Source organism: Streptomyces sp. NPDC091376, assembly GCF_044757085.1.
In the GTDB taxonomy this organism is placed as follows: Bacteria; Actinomycetota; Actinomycetes; order Streptomycetales; family Streptomycetaceae; genus Streptomyces; species Streptomyces pratisoli.
On record NZ_JBIVUF010000002.1, the window covers coordinates 285,722 to 304,033 of the forward strand.

The 18,312-nt window shown below is 71.3% G+C and carries 15 protein-coding genes; 10 read left to right on the plus strand and 5 right to left on the minus strand.

Annotation, left to right across the window (positions count from 1 at the left end):
• Window positions 1-145: 145 nt before the first annotated feature.
• The gene (locus ACIQMR_RS05590) at window positions 146-2,278 is read left to right on the plus strand and encodes a SpoIIE family protein phosphatase (RefSeq protein WP_401383222.1); all 2,133 of its coding nucleotides are present in this window, start codon (window positions 146-148) and stop codon (window positions 2,276-2,278) included.
• A 290-nt stretch (window positions 2,279-2,568) separates the two neighbouring features.
• Window positions 2,569-3,486 (plus strand): hypothetical protein, encoded by a 918-nt coding sequence (locus tag ACIQMR_RS05595; RefSeq protein WP_401383224.1) that lies wholly within the window; start codon window positions 2,569-2,571, stop codon window positions 3,484-3,486.
• On the opposite strand, the gene ACIQMR_RS05600 is transcribed toward ACIQMR_RS05595, so the two are convergent.
• Together ACIQMR_RS05600 and ACIQMR_RS05605 are read right to left on the minus strand one after the other, a co-directional pair.
• On the minus strand, window positions 3,445-4,059 hold the full coding sequence (locus ACIQMR_RS05600) for a flavoprotein (RefSeq protein ID WP_401383227.1): 615 nt from the start codon (window positions 4,057-4,059) through the stop codon (window positions 3,445-3,447). The genes ACIQMR_RS05595 and ACIQMR_RS05600 overlap by 42 nt on opposite strands.
• 53 nt (window positions 4,060-4,112) lie before the next feature.
• A complete protein-coding gene (locus ACIQMR_RS05605; protein ID WP_401383230.1) occupies window positions 4,113-4,535 on the minus strand; it encodes a hypothetical protein in 423 nt (140 codons plus the stop codon).
• 434 nt (window positions 4,536-4,969) lie between these two features.
• Between ACIQMR_RS05605 and ACIQMR_RS05610 the strand changes: the two genes are divergently transcribed.
• The 4 genes from ACIQMR_RS05610 to ACIQMR_RS05625 all read left to right on the plus strand — a co-directional run bounded on the left by ACIQMR_RS05610 (window position 4,970) and on the right by ACIQMR_RS05625 (window position 9,699).
• On the plus strand, window positions 4,970-6,922 hold the full coding sequence (locus ACIQMR_RS05610; protein WP_401383233.1) for an amino acid transporter: 1,953 nt from the start codon (window positions 4,970-4,972) through the stop codon (window positions 6,920-6,922).
• 129 nt (window positions 6,923-7,051) lie between these two features.
• Entirely contained in the window at window positions 7,052-7,507 is a 456-nt protein-coding gene (locus tag ACIQMR_RS05615) for a hypothetical protein (RefSeq protein ID WP_401383234.1), read from the plus strand.
• A 92-nt stretch (window positions 7,508-7,599) separates the two neighbouring features.
• Complete coding sequence (locus ACIQMR_RS05620; protein ID WP_401383237.1) at window positions 7,600-8,283, plus strand: DUF305 domain-containing protein; 684 nt, start codon at window positions 7,600-7,602, stop codon at window positions 8,281-8,283.
• A gap of 378 nt (window positions 8,284-8,661) precedes the next feature.
• The gene (locus ACIQMR_RS05625) at window positions 8,662-9,699 is read left to right on the plus strand and encodes a serine hydrolase (RefSeq protein WP_401383239.1); all 1,038 of its coding nucleotides are present in this window, start codon (window positions 8,662-8,664) and stop codon (window positions 9,697-9,699) included.
• On the opposite strand, the gene ACIQMR_RS05630 is transcribed toward ACIQMR_RS05625, so the two are convergent.
• Window positions 9,647-10,708, minus strand: a complete 1,062-nt coding sequence (locus ACIQMR_RS05630) for a PucR family transcriptional regulator (RefSeq protein WP_401383242.1) — start codon at window positions 10,706-10,708, stop codon at window positions 9,647-9,649. The genes ACIQMR_RS05625 and ACIQMR_RS05630 overlap by 53 nt on opposite strands.
• A gap of 206 nt (window positions 10,709-10,914) precedes the next feature.
• On the opposite strand from ACIQMR_RS05630, the gene ACIQMR_RS05635 reads away from it, so the two are divergent.
• Together ACIQMR_RS05635 and ACIQMR_RS05640 are read left to right on the plus strand one after the other, a co-directional pair.
• Window positions 10,915-11,418 (plus strand): hypothetical protein, encoded by a 504-nt coding sequence (locus tag ACIQMR_RS05635; RefSeq protein ID WP_401383245.1) that lies wholly within the window; start codon window positions 10,915-10,917, stop codon window positions 11,416-11,418.
• A gap of 119 nt (window positions 11,419-11,537) precedes the next feature.
• Window positions 11,538-12,968: a flotillin family protein gene (locus tag ACIQMR_RS05640; RefSeq protein ID WP_401383247.1), complete on the plus strand. Its 1,431-nt coding sequence runs from the start codon at window positions 11,538-11,540 to the stop codon at window positions 12,966-12,968.
• A 123-nt stretch (window positions 12,969-13,091) separates the two neighbouring features.
• On the opposite strand, the gene hisS is transcribed toward ACIQMR_RS05640, so the two are convergent.
• On the minus strand, window positions 13,092-14,411 hold the full coding sequence (gene hisS, locus ACIQMR_RS05645; protein ID WP_401383249.1) for a histidine--tRNA ligase: 1,320 nt from the start codon (window positions 14,409-14,411) through the stop codon (window positions 13,092-13,094).
• Window positions 14,412-14,665: 254 nt separating this feature from the next.
• Here hisS and ACIQMR_RS05650 point away from each other — a divergent pair, with 254 nt between their 5' ends.
• A complete protein-coding gene (locus ACIQMR_RS05650) occupies window positions 14,666-16,453 on the plus strand; it encodes a sulfatase (protein WP_401383252.1) in 1,788 nt (595 codons plus the stop codon).
• Here ACIQMR_RS05650 and ACIQMR_RS05655 read toward each other — a convergent pair.
• Complete coding sequence (locus ACIQMR_RS05655; RefSeq protein WP_401383255.1) at window positions 16,383-17,159, minus strand: CDP-alcohol phosphatidyltransferase family protein; 777 nt, start codon at window positions 17,157-17,159, stop codon at window positions 16,383-16,385. The genes ACIQMR_RS05650 and ACIQMR_RS05655 overlap by 71 nt on opposite strands.
• A gap of 114 nt (window positions 17,160-17,273) precedes the next feature.
• Between ACIQMR_RS05655 and ACIQMR_RS05660 the strand changes: the two genes are divergently transcribed.
• Window positions 17,274-18,272, plus strand: a complete 999-nt coding sequence (locus ACIQMR_RS05660) for a zinc-binding alcohol dehydrogenase (RefSeq protein ID WP_401383257.1) — start codon at window positions 17,274-17,276, stop codon at window positions 18,270-18,272.
• Window positions 18,273-18,312 lie beyond the last annotated feature (40 nt).

Below are 18,312 nucleotides of genomic sequence, written 5' to 3' on the forward strand. Positions count from 1 at the left end.
TTCGTTCGTGCCACCGCGGCGAACGTCCCGCCGGTAACTCCGACGGTCGGCGCCGGTGGCGATCGACGGTGATGCGGTGGTTTGCTCGTACTGGTCGGGACGGATGTCCGGCACCGGCGTCCGTGAGGGAGAGCAGGCGTACGTCGTGAGTACTCCGCAGCACTCGTCGGGTCCTGCAGGGCCGCGCCTGGACGAGGCCGTGCTGGCGGCGCTCTTCTCGCAGTCGCCGATCGGCCTGCACATCATGGACACCGAGCTGCGGCTCGTACGGGTCAACGCGGCCGCACGGTTCATCCGGGAGATTCCCCTCGACCGGATGCTCGGCCGGCCGCTGCGGGACGTACTGGACGCCTTCGGCGTCGAGAACGCCGAGCACATCGACAGCCTGGCCCGCAGCGTGCTGGAGACCGGAAGGCCCCTGCTCGATCTGCGGTTCCGCGTGCGAAGCCCCCGGATCCCGTCCGTCGAGCGCATGGTCTGCGCGCACTGCTTCCGCATCCAGGACACCGACGGCACCGTGCTCGGTCTGGCCAGCGCCCTCACCGACATCACCGAGCGGACCAGGGCCGAGCGGCGGCTGAAGCTGCTGAACCGCGCCGGAACCTCGATCGGGACGAGCCTGGACGTCTTCCGCACCGCCGCGGAACTGTGCGAGGTGGCCGTGCCGGAGCTGGCCGACTCGGTCGCCGTGGACGTGCTGGACTCCGTCCTGCACGGCCAGGCCCCGACTCCCGGCACGGTGCCCGGGAACCTCACGCTGCGGCGCGCGGGTTTCCGCTCCTGCGCCGACAAGGCCCGGCACGGGGTGCCCGAGGTCGGAGAGGTGAGCGCCTACCCCCTCGGCAGCCCGTTCCGGGACGCCATGTCGAGTCTGCGGCCGTACCTCGGCCACCTGGATGCCGACGCCCCCTGGCTGGACCCGAAGCGCGACCGCGACGCACGGCTGCTCGCGGCGCGTGCCCACTCGATGCTGGTGGTGCCGATGTGCGCCCGCGGAGTGGTGCTCGGGCTCGCCTGCTTCTACCGATGGCGCAACACGACCCCGTTCGGCGAGCAGGACCTGGCGCTCGCACAGCAACTGGCCGCCGGCACCGCACTGTGCCTGGACAACGCCCGCCTCTACAGCCGCGAACGCTCGGTGGCGGGATTCCTTCAGCGGGGCCGGCGCTCCTCGGAGCTCCAGACGTGCACGGCCGTGGAGACCGCGCAGAACTCCCTGCCGGCCGGGGCGGGCAGCACCTGGGCGGACGTGATCCCGCTGTCCGGAGCCCGGGTCGCACTCGCCACGGGCGGCACCGCCGAGCACGGCATCGAGGCCGTCGCGGCCACGGCGGAACTGCGTGCCGTGATCACGGCGCTGTCCGACCTGGAGCTGCCGCCGGACGAGCTTCTGGAGCGGCTGCACGACCTGGTGAGCAGACCGACGCGGGGCTCCCGGGGTGATCCCGACGATCGGGCCCCCCGTCCCCTCACCTGTCTGTACGCGGTCTACGATCCGGCGACCCGTCGCTGTGCGATGGCCCGGGCCGGGCACCCCGCACCGGCCGTCGTGCACCCCGGCGGCGGCGTGGAACTCGCCGACATGCCCGAAGGCCCGCCCCTGGGTGAGGGGCTCGCCCAGTACACCGTCGCCGAGTGCGAACTCCCGGAAGGCAGCTCCCTGGTCCTCTACAACGAGGCCATGCTCCCGGCAGGCCCTGACGGTGCACGGCTTCCGCTGGACCGGGTACGCCACGCCGTCCGGTCCGCGGCACCCCGGGAGTCACTGCAGCAGATCTGCGACGCGATCTTCGACGAGGTGTCCGCTGCGCACCCCCGGCAGGACGCCTTCCTGCTCCTGGCCCGCACCCGGGCGCTCGACGCCGACCACACCGCCTTCTGGTCGCTGCCCAACACTCCCGAAGTCGTCGCCACGGCACGGAGACTCACCGTCGGCCAACTCGGCCGGTGGGGCCTCACGGACCGGGCGGACACCACCGCGCTGATCGTCAGCGAACTGGTCACCAACGCCGTACGGTACGCCGACGGCCCCATCGAACTGAGACTCGTCCGCGACCGGGCACTGACCTGCGAGGTCACCGACGACAGCAGCACTGCCCCGCATCTGCGCCGCGCCCTGGACAGCGACGAGGGCGGACGCGGCCTCTACATCACCGCGCAACTCACCGACCGCTGGGGCATCCGTCCCGGCCGCCGCGGCAAGACCATCTGGGCCGAACAGGCAGTGCCGGACGCCGCTCCCGGCCCGGGCACCGACGCCGATCCCGCGGGCGGGTGACCTACGTCCCCGGCCCTGAGGCGTCACGGCCGGGAACCGCGGTCATGACCGAAGTGTGAGGGGCCCACGGACGCCGCACCTTCACGTCCCGTCTCTCATCCCGGCATTCGTGACGACATGTCCGGGAGCACGGGATGCCACCGGCGGCAAACCTTCGCAGCAGCGTCACAAGCGCTGCGCAACAACGCCGGGGGCCGCCAGTAGCGTTACTGCCCACTCGATCCCGCGTGCGAACGCGAAACAGGTCGTCGGCGTCCCTGGCGACGCAGTCGGACCAGAAGGATTCGCAGATGGACTACTGCTCCACGTGCCGCCGGAACCTCAACGGGGCACTCGTGTGTCCGGGGTGCGGCGCATACGCTCCGGACATCGCCCCTGTCGGCGCTCGCCCCCACGGCGGGTTCGCCGACACCGGAACGGCGCGGCAGGCATGGCGTCCGCAGGAATTCCCTGCTTCGGATCCCTACTTCGGCACTCGTCATGCCGGCGCCGCACCGACCGGCCTCAGCGCATTCGACGACACGGAGGAGCAGGCTGGGCCGGCGGCGTCGCGCACCGATTCGGACGACGGCGACGGCCTCGATGGCACCGCGTCCACCGGCCAGGGCCGGGCGGCTCGGCGCCGGCAGCTGGCCCGCTGGAAGAAGAACCGGCGCCGGGCCCTGGCGGCGACGGCCGTCGCCCTCGTCGGCGGCGGCCTGACCGTAGCCGCGCTGCCGTCCGGCAAGCCCTCCACCAGCCACGCGCACGCGGCTCCGCCGCCGGAGCCGGTGACCGCGGAGACGTCCCGGACCGTGCCCACCGGCTCGTCGACGGAGCAGCCGGACACCACGGGGGCGCGGCATCCCGGCAGTCGGCCGCCGACCACGACCGGCCGGCAGCAGAACGCGACCGGCGTCACCCCGCCCTCCGCCGCGGCGACGAGCCGTCAGCAGGACACCGGCGCCACGGTCCTGCCCACGGCGCCGGCGGGCACCGGGCAGCACACCACACCCTCGCCGGCGCAGGGAACGCACGCGGGCAACGCCGAGGCCCCGGCGGCCGTCACGACCCCGGCTCCCGAGACGACGGCACCGGCGGGGTCCGACGACGCCCCCGGCACCGGCACCGGCACCGGCACACCGATCCTGGGCATCCTGCCGACATCGCCGCCGGGGCAGCCGTCCTCACCGGTGCAGGTGTGCCTGATCGGTGTGTGCATCGGCTGAACCGAGGTCCGTGGGGCCGGCCGGCGCAGGACGACCGGGCCGGAGGCGCGGTGCCAGCAGTTCGAGCGCCTGCTCCCAGCGGAAGTGGCCGGCGCCGCCGGCTGCCTCGGGCAGGCCGCGCTCATGGTCTCCGATCAGGACGCCCATCTCGCGCAGCCCGTCCAGGCTCCGCCGGTACGCGGGGTGGGCGGCCTGCGCCGCGTTCAGACACGGCAGCGCGGCGATGGGGACGCCGACGCCGTACGCCTCGCACAGGATGCCCAGCGCGAGGGTGTCGGAGATGCCGGCCGCCCACTTGTTGATCGTGTTGAACGTGGCCGGTGCCACCGCGATGGCGTCCGCCGGCGGCAGCGGCCGCGGGTCGCCGGGCCTGCGCCAGGCGGAACGGATCGGGTAACCCGTCTGCTCCTCGACGGCGGTCCGGTCGAGGAAGCCGAGACCCTGCGGGGTGGCGACGACGCCGACGTCCCAGTCCCGCTCCTGCGCGGCGGTGATGAGCGTGCCGACGTCCCCGGCGACACCGGCCGCGCACACCACGACGTACAGGAACGGCTTCTTCGGCCGATCACTCACGCGGCGACTCCCTTCGACGTCCTCAGCGGGCTGTTCGGTTCGGTGCGGGTCGGTCAGGGCGTGCCGACGCCGCTGAGGTAGAGCGCCCAGAGGACCGCGTACGGGACGAGGAGCAGGCCGGCCGCGCCCAGGCACGAGCGCAGTCGGCGTCCCGGTGCGAGCGGCAGCGCGAGGTTGACGAGCACCGCAAGGGCCAGGACGAAGACGCCGGTCAGCAGCAGGAGCATCATCATCGGACCGGCGTGGTCGAGCGTCTGGTAGTCGCAGTTCGTCGCCACGGGCACGTCGGCGGAACTGCGGCAGTCCATCGGCAGGTACTCGATGAGCAGCCACTGGACGCAGTACAACGGGGCGAGCGCGGGCACGCCCAGCACGAGGTTGGCCAGGGCGGAGGCCCACGGCGCCCGCCGTCGCGGCGTGCCCTCACCCGCTGCCGCCTCGCCAGGCGTCCGCACGGTGCGGTTCGTTGCCCTCATCCGCTCCCCCTCCGCCCGCGTCCCTGGCCGGTACTGATGATCCAGCATGTTCGGGCATCCGCGGTCGGCAGGACGTCACATCGGAACCACCGGTGGACCTATGAGCGCGATTGCGCCATATGTGCGCCCTCGCGGGAATCCCTAACGCTTTCTTGACACCCTCCCGAATCGCGGGATCGGGCGTACGGCGCGGCCACACACGCGCCGATCACCGACAGCCGCGAGGCGGCGCTATGCCCGGAGTTGAGGCGATTCATCGGCCTCGTAGCCCTCCTCCTCGCCCTTCCGCACCGTCTCACGCCTCCTCGCGGGCGCCCGGCATCCGCCCCTCGGCCCACGTGGGCTCACGTGGGTCGGCGAAGCCATCCCTGCCTACGCTGATCGAGCCGTCTTCCGCGATGGCCGAAAACGTTCGTCGTAGGTCAGGAGCACCGATGGCCACGCCCCTCCCCACTCGTACGAGCCGCTTTCGTGCGTGGATGCTGGAAGGCCTGTCCGACATGGCCAGGCACCAGAAGGGAGTGCCCGCCGCCGGGCCGCCGGCCGCGCACAAGGGGCAGCGGTGGTGGCGGGTCATGTGCCTGACCGGCGTCGACTACTTCTCCACGCTCGGCTACCAGCCGGGCATCGCCGCGCTCGCGGCGGGCCTGCTGTCGCCGATCGCCACCATCGTCCTGGTCGTCGTGACCCTGGCGGGCGCACTGCCGGTGTACCGGCGGGTGGCCGAGGAAAGCCCGCACGGCCAGGGCTCGATCGCCATGCTGGAGCGGCTGCTGTCGTTCTGGAAGGGCAAGCTGTTCGTCCTGACCCTGCTCGGCTTCGCCGCCACCGACTTCCTCATCACCATCACCCTGTCGGCCGCCGACTCCTCCATCCACCTGGTGGAGAACCCGCATGTGCCCGGCTTTCTGCACGGGCAGCAACTGCTCGTCACCCTGCTGCTGATCGCCCTGCTCGGGGCGGTGTTCCTCAAGGGCTTCCTGGAGGCGATCGGCGTCGCCGTCGCGCTGGTGGGGGCCTATCTGGCCCTGAACGCGGTCATCGTGGTGGTGGGCCTGTGGCACATCGCCACCGAGTCCCATGTCGTCACCGACTGGTCCACCGCCCTGACCACCCAGCACGGAAACGTTCTGGCCATGATCGGAGTGGCGCTGATCGTCTTCCCCAAGCTGGCGCTGGGCCTTTCCGGCTTCGAGACCGGTGTGGCGGTCATGCCGCACGTCGAGGGCGAGCCCGGCGACACCGAGGAGAAGCCCGCCGGCCGTATCCGGGGCACGAAGAAGCTGCTGACCACCGCCGCGCTGATCATGAGCGTGTTCCTGATCGCCACCAGCTTCATCACCACCCTGCTCATCCCGGCGAAGGAGTTCGAGCCGGGCGGCCAGGCCAACGGACGTGCGCTCGCCTATCTGGCGCACGACTACCTCGGCAGCGCCTTCGGCACGGTCTACGACGTCGCCACCATCGCCATCCTCTGGTTCGCCGGCGCCTCCGCCATGGCAGGACTGCTGAACCTGATGCCCCAGTACCTCCCCCGCTACGGCATGGCCCCGCACTGGGCGCGCGCCGTACGCCCCATGGTGATCGTCTTCATCCTGGTGGCGTTCCTCGTCACCTGGATCTTCGACGCCGACGTCGACGCCCAGGGCGGCGCGTACGCCACCGGTGTGCTCGTGCTGATCTGCTCCGCGTCGATCGCGGTGACCATCGCCGCCCACCGCGCCGGGCAGCGCAACTGGACGATCGGCTTCGCCGTCATCTCGGCGGTCTTCCTCTACACCACCGCACTCAACATCGTCGAACGCCCCGACGGCGTGAAGATCGGCGCCTGTTTCATCGCCGGCATCATCCTGCTCTCCCTGGCATCGCGGCTCGCCCGCGCCTTCGAACTACGGGTCACGGGCATGACGCTGGACCCCATGGCCGAGCGGTTCGTCCGCGACGTCTCGAATCGCACCGCACGCTTCATCGCCAACGAGCCCGGCCCGCGCGACATCGCCGAGTACCGGGACAAGATCCGCCAGATCCGCGCCGACAACGACATCCCGGCCGAGGACGACCTCGTCTTCGTCGAGGTCACCGTCGTCGACCCCTCGGAGTTCGAGGCGCATCTGGCCGTACGCGGAGAAGTGCTCCACGGCCGCTACCGCGTCCTCACCCTGGAGAGCTCCTCCATCCCCAACGCCCTGGCCGCGCTCCTCCTGCACGTACGCGACGCCACCGGGCGGCGTCCGCACATCTACTTCGAATGGTCCGAGGGCAACCCGTTCACCAACTTCCTCCGCTTCTTCCTCTTCGGGCAGGGCGAGGTCGCCCCCGTCACCCGCGAGGTGCTCCGCGAGGCCGAGCCGGACCGCGCGAATCGACCTCGCGTCCACGTCGGCTGAGCCGCGCAGCAGCCCGACGAGCGGCGTCGGTTATCGTCGGCGGAGGCCTGCGTTCCTGCATGCGTGCAGGGAGGCAGGCAGGCGGCGGAGGTGAACGTGACGGTGCGGCGGTACGGGCGAGCGGTGGGCGTGACGACGCGCCTCCTGCTCGTCGTCGTGCTCGCCCTCGGCGTGTTCGTCATGCACACCGTCGGGCACCCCGGCGAAGGCTCCGGCTCGGGGATGTCCTCCGCCACGCACACGACTTCGCACACGGCCGCCACGGGTGCGGTGCCGGCGCACGGGCACCCTGCGGACGCCCCGGGCATCGCCGTCATCATTCCCGGCGGCGGTCCCGTCACGAGTCCCGTCACGAGTCCCCTCACGGACGCGCCGCGACATGAGCCCGGCGGCATGGCCATGGACATGGCCTCGCTGTGTCTGGCCGTCCTCGGCGCCTGGGCCCTCGCCGCACTGCTGCACGCCGCGTTCGCGGGCCGGCGCGACCGGCTCGCAGGGCTCGCCTCCGCAGTCGTCGCCCACGTACGCGCCGATCCACCGCCACGCGCCCCTGACCTCGCACAACTGTCGATTCTGCGGACATAGGCCGGTCTCCCTGCGCGGGCGGTCCCTTTCGGACTGCCCGCCGAGACGCCTTTCCCTCAACTCGTTCGGAATCGACCACGAGGTACACAGTCATGACCACGTTCAAGCGCGCCACTCTGTCCGGCCGTGCCCATCTGCCCCGTATCCCCCGTCCGGCCCGTCGCGCCCACCTTCGGCCACCGCACCGCCGCATGGTGGTGACGGCAGCCGTCGCCGCCGGGGCCCTGCTGCTCGCCGGCTGCGGCGGGGACGGGACCACGGACTCCCGCGCCGCCGCCCCGAAGGCCACCGCGCCGACCGCCGTCGGCGCGTTCAACGACGCGGACGTCGCGTTCGCGCAGGGGATGATCCCGCACCACCAGCAGGCTCTGGAGATGGCCGAACTGGCCCCCGGGCGCGCGTCCGACCAGGAGATCAGGACGCTGGCGCGAGCGGTCGAGAAGGCCCAGGACCCCGAGATCAGGACCATGCGGTCCTGGCTCGGCGCCTGGGGTGAGCCCGAGTCGTCCGGCTCGGAGCACGGGGACCACGGCGGCGCAGGCACGGCCGGGATGATGTCCGAGCAGGACATGAAGGACCTCGGCGCGGCCAAGGGCCCGGACTTCGACCGCACGTTCGCCCGGATGATGATCGACCACCACAACGGCGCCATCGAGATGGCGAGGACCGAGCAGGCCGACGGCCGCAATGCCGACGCCAAGAAGCTCGCCGACGCTGTCGTGAAGGCCCAGTCCGCCGAGGTCGAGCAGTTGCGGAGCATCCTCGACCGGCTCTGACACCGGTCTCCCGTCGCTGTTCCGGGCCTTCGGCACGAGGCCCCGGAAGCCCGGATGCCCGGATGCCCCGGATGCCCGGAACAGCGGCACCCCCCTCCACACCCGGCCGACCGACACCGGCCAGGCGTCGCGATCCCCGGCCCCGGTGCCTGACATTCGCCTGATCGGCCGCCTTGAAAAGGGCCGGTACACCTATTGGCTGGCCCGGCGGGCAAGGCGCGTACCCGGCTTGTAGCGTCGGGCCACAAGCGGTGAAACGACCGAATTCTCCAGTCGGTGACCACCCGGCCGGCAACGGATCGGAACGACCCGGACGTGCTGCGGTGCCCACAGCCTGTGGACCGGAAGCGGAAAGGGAGAGAGTTGACACTCAGCAGGGTGACTTCCGCGGCGACCTCTGGGGTAGTTGCCCTGGCGATCTTCGTCAACCCCGTGCTCCCGGTCGCCGTCAAGGCCGCTCCCGACCATGCCCGCAGAATCGAGACGGCGACGCAGCGGCTCAAGGGTCGGCTCATCGAATGCACCTCGGGAAAGACCGGCCTGGCCGGGTCTCTCGTGCGGAGCATGGCGAAGTCGTTGAAGAATCGGGAGAGTCGATCCTCGATCACGCTGTACGACCGGACCACCCGTACGTCGTGCACCTATCGCGCCGACGCGCACTACGACTCCGCGAGCACGGTCAAGCCGATCGTCCTGGGAGCTCTGCTCCTGGCCAGAGGCACGCGCCTGACCAGGAGCGAGCGGGAACTCGCCAGGGAAATGATCGTGAGCTCGGACAACGACGCGACGTACGCCCTGTGGAAGGTACTGGGGCGCCACCACATCCAGGAATTCCTGGACGAGGCGGGAATGGACGACACCGGTCTGAACAGGGCGGGCGTCATGGGACTGACTCAGATCACCGCGAGGGACCAGGCGAAACTGCTTCGTCTGCTCACCGGTGACGACGACTCGGTACTGGATTCCGAAGAGCGCGCCTACATCCTGCGCCTCATGCGCGATGTGCAGGACGACCAGCGGTGGGGAACTCCGGCAGGGGCGCCGCCGGACGCCGTCGTCCAGGTCAAGAACGGATGGCTTCAGCGTTCCGAAAGCGGGATCAAGAACCCCTGGGACCGCGGGGACTGGAAAGTCCACAGCATGAGCGCCGTCACCGGATCCTCGTACGACTACGGCCTGGTGATCCTCACCGAGAACAACAGGGTCCCTGAAGGCGAGTCGCCGGATGTCGGCTACGAATACGGCACGCGGACGATCGAGCGCGTGGCGAAGGCCATCCACCACGAACTGAACCCGGAGCGGACACCCGCGCTCCACCAGGCGTCACGGCCCGTGGGAGCGACGCCCTCCGCGGCCGCGACGGTCAGTCCTGGCCTGGGCCCTCAGCGGGCCAGTCGAGGAAGCGGGCGCCGATGACCGCGGTCTGCAGGGTGTAGCGCTGCATCGGGTCGGCCGGATCCGAGCCGGTGAGGCTGTGGATGCGCGCGAGGCGGTACGTCAGCGCCCTGACGCTGAGGTTCAGTCTGCGGGCCGCCTCCGCCGCGACACAACCGGCGTCGAAGTAGACGTTCAGCGTGTCGAGCAGCGGACCGGCGCCGCCGCGGGCCCGCTGGAGAGGCCCGAGGACGCTGCCTATGAGATCGATCATCGCTGTCCGGTCGCGAGTGAGGACGGGGAAGACGAGCAGGTCGGCGGCGCGCAGCACGGGTGAGTCCAGGTTCATGCGGCCGGCCAGGTCGAGGGCGTTGAGAGCTTCCTCGTACGAGTGGACCACGCCGCCGGGGCCGGGGTGGGGCCGGCCGATGGCGACCTGGCCGCCGTCCGTGGCGGCGTGCGCGTGCTTGGCGAAGAAGGCCAGGATCTCGTCCTGGTCGCCCGGGGCGATGCAGACCAGCCTGCCGTCCTTGGTGGTGAGCAGTATGCGGCGGTCGGCGAAGCGGGTGAAGACGGCCTGCTCCACCCGGCGCAGGACGGAACCGGTCTCGTCGTAGGAGGCCGGGTCACCGGCCACCGCGACGGCGTGGGCGTGGGAGAGCCACAGCCCGAAGCGCTCCGCGCGCTCGGCGAGGCGGCCCAGGTCGCTGCCGCCGTAGAGCAGGTCGTCGATGAACTCGCGCCGGGCGGCCTCTTCCTGGCGTACGGCGAGACGCTGCGCACGTTCGTAGCCTTCGGCGAAGGCGTCGATGGCCTGTTCCACTGCCACGAGGACCGTGTCGGCGGCGGTGTTCGGCCAGGCGGCGCGGGTGGCGGCGAGGTGTTCGCCGACGAGGGTTCGCAGGCTGTATCCGGCCTCCGCGGCCTTTTCACCGAGCGCTCGGCGGGACTGCAGCTCATCCCGGTTGGGCCGGCGGCCCGTTGTGGCGACCTCGGCCAGGATCCGGGCATAGCCGACGAGGTACTCCTCCGCAACGGACTGCCGTGTCACGCGTCCCCCTGAATCTTGATGCGCCGATGACGAGTTCCGGACGCGAGGTTTCACCAGGGTGTCAGACCGGCGGAGGCACGTCCCCGTTGCGACTGCGGCATCAAGAACGCGTAAAGATTGCCGGAACCAGGCAATGTTCGAACCACCCCTCCTGTGTCAGCATCGAGATGGCCTCGGGAGTCCACGAGTACGGGAGGCGGGGGGAAGTGGGCTGGTTTCTTGGTCTCGGCATCGCCGGGCTCGTCCTGCTGGTGCTGGCGCTGATCTTCGACGGGGTGCTCGAAGGGATCTTCGACGCGCCGGCAGGTCTCGACGGGCTGCTGTCTCTTCCGGTGATCGCCGGGTTCGTGTCGATGCTCGGTTTCACCGGCGCCCTCACGCTCGGCGCCACGGGCCTGGGGACGGCCGCCGCGTCAGGGATCGGGGCCGTGGCCGGAGCCGGGGCCGGCTGGGCGACGTGGCGGTTCAGCCGGGCGCTGATGAGCGACCGTGGCGCCGACGCGCCACGTGGCGAAGACCTCGTGGGCAGCACGGGCACGGTGGTCACGGGCATCCCTGCCGACGGATACGGCGAGGTGCTGCTGTACCACGGGGGCCGGCCCACGAAGTTCGCGGCGAGAAGCTCGGCACCGGTGGCCCGCGGCGCCGAGGTGTGGGTCGAGTCGACTCCGTCGGCGACGTCCGTCGTGGTGCGACCCGTCGAACACTGACCCGGCGCCGAAACCCGGCGCCGAACCCGGCTCGAGGGCCTGGGCCCTGCCCGGCCGACCCGGCCGACCCGGCCACTGCGGCCTTCTGTCCGAACCGTTCTTCACGCTAGGGGATTTGCATGAGCCCAGTTCTCGCCGCCGTGGTGGGCATCGTCGTACTCGCCGTACTGCTCGCCCTCGTCGTCATCACCCGCTACAAGGTCGCAGGCCCCAGCGAGGCGTTCATCATCACCGGACGCCGCGGCAAGAAGGCCACCGATCCGGCGACGGGCCGGGTCTTCACCGACAACAGCGGCCAGAAGGTCGTCGTCGGCGGAGGTGTCTTCGTCGTCCCCTTCGTCCAGCAGAAGTTCACGCTCGACCTGTCCAGCCGGCACATCCCCGTCGCCGTGCGGGGAGCGGTCACCCTGCGCGGTGTGAAGGCGAATCTGGAGGGCGTGGCGATCGTCAAGGTCGGCGGGACCGAGGACTCCATCCGGGCCGCCGCCCAGCGCTTCCTGATGCAACAGAACGGCATCGTCGGCTTCACCCAGGAAGTGCTCTCCGGCGCGCTCCGGTCGATCGTCGGCCGGATGTCGGTCGAGGACATCATCCGCGACCGTGCGGCGTTCGCCGGACAGGTCGCGGAAGAGGCCGAGGCGAGCCTGTCCGGGCAGGGCCTGGTGCTCGACGCCTTCCAGATCCAGGACATCACCACCGAGGGCTCCTACCTGGAGGACCTCGGCCGGCCCGAGGCCGCCCGCGCCAAGCAGGAGGCGGACATCGCCGAGGCCGTCGCACGGCGGGCCTCGGAACAGGCGCGGCTGAAGGCCGAGGAGGAGATCGCGATCGCGCAGCGGACGTTCGCGCTCAAGCAGGCCGAGATCAAGGCGGAGACGGACGAGGCGGCCGCGAGGGCCGCCGCCGCCGGTCCGCTCGCCGAGGCCGACCGCCAGCAGGAGATCCTGAGCCAGCAGGAGAAGGTCGCCGAGCGGCGGGCCGCGCTGACGGACCGAGAGCTGGACACCCAGGTGCGCAAGCCCGCCGACGCCGCCCGCTACCAGGCGGAACAGGAGGCGGAGGCCCGTCGTATCGCCCTGGTGAAGGAGGCGGAGGCGGACGCCCAGCGCGCCCGTCTGACGGGTGAGGGCGAGAAGGCCCACCGTGCCGCGCTCGCCGACGCCGTACGCATCGAGGGTGAGGCGCAGGCCTCCGCCATCGCCGCCAAGGGCTCCGCCGAGGCCGAGGCCATGCAGAAGAAGGCCGACGCCTTCGAGCGGTACGGCGACGCGGCCGTCCTCCAGATGCTGGTCGAGGTCCTGCCGCAGGTCGTCGGGAAGGCGGCCGAGCCGCTCGGCGCGATCGACAAGCTGACCGTCATCTCCACCGACGGCGCCGGCCAACTGCCACGCACGGTCGCCGACAACGTCGCCCAGGGCATGGAACTGCTCGGCGCGACCACCGGTGTCGATCTCGCCGAGCTGCTCAAGGGCCTGACCGCACGGTCGGGCGGCAAGGCCACCGCCTCGCCCTCGGCGAGCGCGAACGGGTCGATCGAGATCACCGGTTAGTCCGGCCCGACGGGGGACGGGGGATAGCGGGGGGACGGGGGAAGCCCGGGCCCGTGCGCACGCCGACGCGAGCGCACGGGCCCGACGCACACCCGCTGCGGCGGACACCCGACGGGACCGCCCTCAGGGGCGCCGCCAGGTCTCGACGTCGGACACGACCTGCTCGCCGGTCGCGAGGTCCTTCACCTCGTGCGGACGGCCCTGCGCGAACGGAGGGAACCACACGAACGGAATGCCCTTGCGCGAGGCGTACCGCACCTGCTTCGCCACCTTGTCCGGCTGGTGGTACAGCTCCACGTTGAGCCCGCGCCCACGCAGTCGGCCCGCAGCCTGCGCGGCGGCACCGCGCTGCTCGTCGTTCGGCACCACGACCAGCACGTCGCTCGGGGACGAGGGCCCCGTCTCGAGCAGTCCTTCCGCCAGCAGCTTGGCGAAGATGCGCGTCAGTCCGATCGACAGACCGATGCCGGGCAGGCTGCGGCGGATGAAGGAGCCCGCCAGGTTCTCGTACCGTCCGCCGGAGCAGATGCTTCCGTAGGCCGGCCAGTCGGTGAACTTTCCCTCGTAGACCGTGCCCGTGTAGTAGTCCAGCCCGCGGGCGATCGACAGGTCGGCCACCACGCTGCCGCGGGGCAGGTCGCCCAGCGAGTCCATGACGAAGGCCAGTTCGTCCAGGCCCTCGGAGAGCAGCTCCGAGCGGACGCCGATGGCCGTGATGTCCTCCACGACCTTCGCGTCGGTTCCCCGGAGCCCGGCCAGCTCCATGCACGCACCGATCTGCCTGTCGGTGAGACCGACCTTCTTGGACAGCAGCTCGCCGACGCCAGGGACCCCGATCTTGTCGATCTTGTCGACCGTACGGATCACCTCCAGCGGATCGTCGATGTCGAGGCCCTGGTAGAAGCCCTGCAGGACCTTCCGGTTGTTGACGTTGAGGGTCCAGGCCGGGAGGCCGAGGCTCGTCATGACGTCGTGGACGATGCGCGGCAGTTCGGCGTCGAAGTGCAGCGGCACCTGGTCGACGTTGATGACGTCGATGTCGCACTGCGTGAACTCCCTGAAGCGCCCTTCCTGGGCGCGCTCGCCGCGCCAGACCCGCTGGATCTGGTAGCGCTTGAAGGGGAAGACCAACTCGTTGAAGTGCTGGGCCACATATCGCGCGAACGGCACCGTCAGATCGAAGTGCAGGCCGAGCCTGGCGTCGGACCGGTCGTCCGCGTCCTCCTGGAGCCTGCGCAGCGTGTAGACCTCCTGCGAGGTCTCCCCTTTCGCCATCAGCGCGTCGAGGGACTCCACGGACGGGGTCTCGACGGAGCAGAAGCCGTACCTCTCGAAGCCCGCCCTGATCTGATCGAGCCAATGCTGTTCGACGATCCGCACCTGGGGGAGCCATTCCGGGAAGCCGCCGATAGCCGCGGGGCGTACCACCTGCTGGTCGGTCATGCGCTGCTCTCCTTGATACCGGGACGAATGGCCATGCTACGGGGCAGTGTTCCGCCGGACCGGCCGTCGAGCCCGCCGTCGACCGTGCGCCGGATCCGCGTGCGGATCGCACAACTCCCGCCGGGGTGAGGGAAGCTGGGAGGCGTTTCCCGGCGCTTGAACTGAAACCGCCTCTGGGCCGTACAGGTAACCGCGGCCCCGGCGTCCCGAGCCGCCCGCGCCAACCACCGGGCCCCGCGCGGAAGGACCTTCGGGTGTCGCTCTTGACACGCTCTCGCCAGGTACTGGACACCGACACGGACAGGGACACGGAGGCCGGGAAGGAGAGCCCACCGCCGCAGCGCCGCCTCACGGTGGGGCGCCTGACCACGGCACTGGCCGTGCTGCTGGTGCTGCTCGCCCTCCTCCTGCCGAACAAGCTCCCCTACATCACGCCCGGCGTCTTCACGCGCATCCCCGTGGAAGGGCTCTTCGGCACCGCCTTCCTGCTCGTCCTGCCACCGCGGGCGCGGCGCGGCGTGGCGGTGCTCGCCGGCGCGGGGCTGGGCGTGGTGACCGTCCTGAAGTTCCTCGACATGGGCTTCTTCTCCGTCCTCGGCCGGCCGTTCGACCTCGTGCTCGACTGGGCGCTGCTCGACGACGCCGAGTCGTTCCTCGAGGACGCCATCGGCCCGGCCGGCGCGATCGGCGCCGAGATCGGGCTCGTGGTGCTCGTCCTCGCCCTGCTCATCCTCATCGCGCTGGCGGTCGTCCGGGTGAGCGATCTCGTCGTCCGGCACAGCGCCGTCGCGGCCGGGGGCACTCTCGTACTCGGAACCGCCTGGATGGCCTTCGCCGCCCTCGGATTCCACACGGCCGTCGGGCTGCCGATCGCCTCCGGGAGCACGGCCGGCCAGGTCCAGGACCGTGTGCACCAGGTACGGGCGGGCCTGCGGGACACACAGGAGTTCGCCGAGGAGTCCGCCGCCGACGCGTTCCGCGACACCCCGCCCGACCAGCTGCTGACCGGGCTGCGCGGCAAGGACGTCATCTTCGCCTTCGTCGAGAGCTACGGCCGCAGCGCGATCCAGGACCCGGAGATGGCGCCGGAGGTCGACGCGGTGCTCGCGGACGGGAACCGCCGGCTGCGCTCGGCCGGGTTCTCCTCCCGGAGCGCCTTCCTCACCTCCCCCACGTACGGGGGTCACAGCTGGCTGGCCCACTCCACCTTCAACTCGGGCCTGTGGATAAGCAACCAGCAGCGCTACCGCACCCTGACCTCCAGCGACCGCCTCACCCTCACGAGCGCCTTCCGACGCACGGGCGCCTGGCGGACGGTCGGCATCATGCCGGGTGTGACCCGGTCCTGGCCCGAAGGGAAGTTCTACGGCCTCGACAACGTCTACGACTCCCGGCAGCTCGGGTACGAAGGCCCCAAGTTCAGCTGGACACCCGTACCCGACCAGTTCAGCCTGGCGGCGTTCGAGCGTCTTGAGCACGGCAAGCCCGGACACCCGCCGCTGATGGCCGAGGTCATCCTCACCTCCAGCCACAACCCCTGGGCGCCGATCCCCAGGATGATCGGCTGGGACGAACTCGGGGACGGCTCCGTCTACGACTCCATCAAGGAGGAGGGCAAGGACCCCACGGAGGTGTGGAAGGACGACGCGCAGGTGCGCACCGAGTACCGGCGCTCCATCGAGTACTCGCTGAACAGCCTCATCTCCTACGTGGAGAAGTACGGCGACGAGAACACCGTCCTCGTCTTCCTCGGCGACCACCAGCCCGTCACGACCGTCACCGGCGGCAGGCTCGGGCGGGACGTACCGGTCTCGGTCCTCGCGCGCGACCCGGCCGTGCTGGACCGGATCGCCGGATGGGGCTGGCACGACGGGCTGGGGCCCGGCCCGGACGCCCCGGTCTGGCGCATGGACACCTTCCGCGACCGCTTCCTGGCGGCGTACGGCCCGGGCGGCGCCACCGGCTCCGGGGTCACACCCGCTCGTGCGTCACGGCCCGGGCCACGGCCGGCCGGGCCAGCGGTGCCCCCTCACGGACCCTGAGGCACCACAGCCCCCTGATGTCCCGTCCGAAGGACCAGACGAGCGACGCCAGCGCCGTGCCGACCGCCGCGTAGGCGGCCGGCATCGGGAGGATCCCGGCGGTGGCCACCAGCAGGACGATCCCCTGCACCGCGGCCACCGTCTTGCGGGCCATGCTCGGCGGCAGCGGCCCGTTGAGCCACGGCAGGGCCCGGGCCGCCACCACGAAGACGTACCGCATGGCGCCGATCAGGAGCACCCAGGCGCCCAGCGACATGGCCACGTGCACGCTCAGCACCAGGATGAGGAAGGCGTCCGCCTCCATGTCGAAGCGTGCGCCCAGGGCGGACTCCGTCCCGGTGCGCCGGGCGACCTGGCCGTCGACCGCGTCGAGGACCAGCGCCACGGTGGTCAGCGCGACCAGCGTCGCGACCGGGGGCGCGCTGACGAAGGAGTCCGCGACCAGCGCGGTCACACCGCCGACGAGGGTCGTACGGGCCAGGGTCACGCCGTTGGCGGGACCGAACGGCCGGGGCGGCCACGACCGGTGCAACGCGCGCGTGAGCAACGCCCAGGTGCCCACGGTGAACGCCAGCCCCGTCAGCCAGCCCACGGCCCCCAGTCCTGCCGAGGCGCCCAGAAGGAGCAGCAGCAGGGCCTGGGCGCCGGCCCCCGCAGCCGTCTCCGTGCGCCACACCCGTGTTTCGAAAGCGCTGCTCAGGGCCACCGTGTACCACCCTCCGGCTGAGTGACAGAGTCCATGACCGCCGCGTAGCGTGTGCGCGGTCTCATGATTTTCAGAACGTAAATCGACACCCGAGCGTTCAGCAGGAGGACGCCGATGGAGCTCGCCGCCCGTGCCTTCTGGCTCACTTCCCCGGGTCACGGCGTGATCCGGGACGTCGCCCTGCCCGAGCCCGGCGATGACGACGTGGTGGTGCGCACGCTCTGTTCCGGGGTGAGCCGGGGCACGGAAAGCCTCGTCTTCCGCGGCGGCGTACCGGAGAGTCAGCACTCGGCCATGCGGGCGCCGTTCCAGGACGGCGAGTTCCCCGGACCCGTCAAGTACGGCTATCTCAATGTGGGCATCGTCGAGGAGGGGCCGCAACATCTCGTCGGCCGTACGGTCTTCTGCCTCTATCCGCACCAGAGCCGGTACGTCGTGCCGGCGAGCGCCGTGACGCCGGTGCCGGACGCCGTCCCCGCCGGGCGGGCCGTGCTGGCCGGGACGGTGGAGACCGCGGTGAACGCCCTGTGGGACGCCGCGCCGCTGGTCGGCGACCGGATCGCCGTCGTCGGGGCCGGCATGATCGGCGCTTCCGTCGCCGCGCTGCTGGCCAGGTTCCCCGGCGTCCGCGTCCAGCTGATCGACGCCGAACCCGCGCGCGCCGCCGTGGCCACCGCGCTGGGCGTCGACTTCGCACTGCCCGAGGACGCCCTGGGCGCCTGCGACCTCGTCGTCCACGCGAGCGCCACCGAGGCCGGGCTCACGCGTGCTCTGGAACTCCTCGCCCCGGAGGGCACCGTCCTGGAGCTGAGCTGGTACGGCGACCGCCGGATCAGCGTGCCGCTCGGCGAGGCCTTCCACTCCGGGCGGCTGGTACTGCGCGGCAGCCAGGTGGGCAGGGTGTCCGAGGCCCGCCGCTCGCGCCGCAGCTTCGCCGACCGGCTGGCGCTGTCGCTCGAACTGCTCGCCGACCCCGCCTTCGACGCCCTGGTCACCGGCGAGTGCGCCTTCGAGGACCTGCCGAAGGCCATGGCCGAGATCGCGGCGGGCGAGCTTCCCGGGCTGTGCCACCGCGTGCTGTACGACGCGGCCGCCACCGGGGACCGGGCCTGACGCTCACCGGCGGTCACGCCTGACGCTCCACCGCGGACCG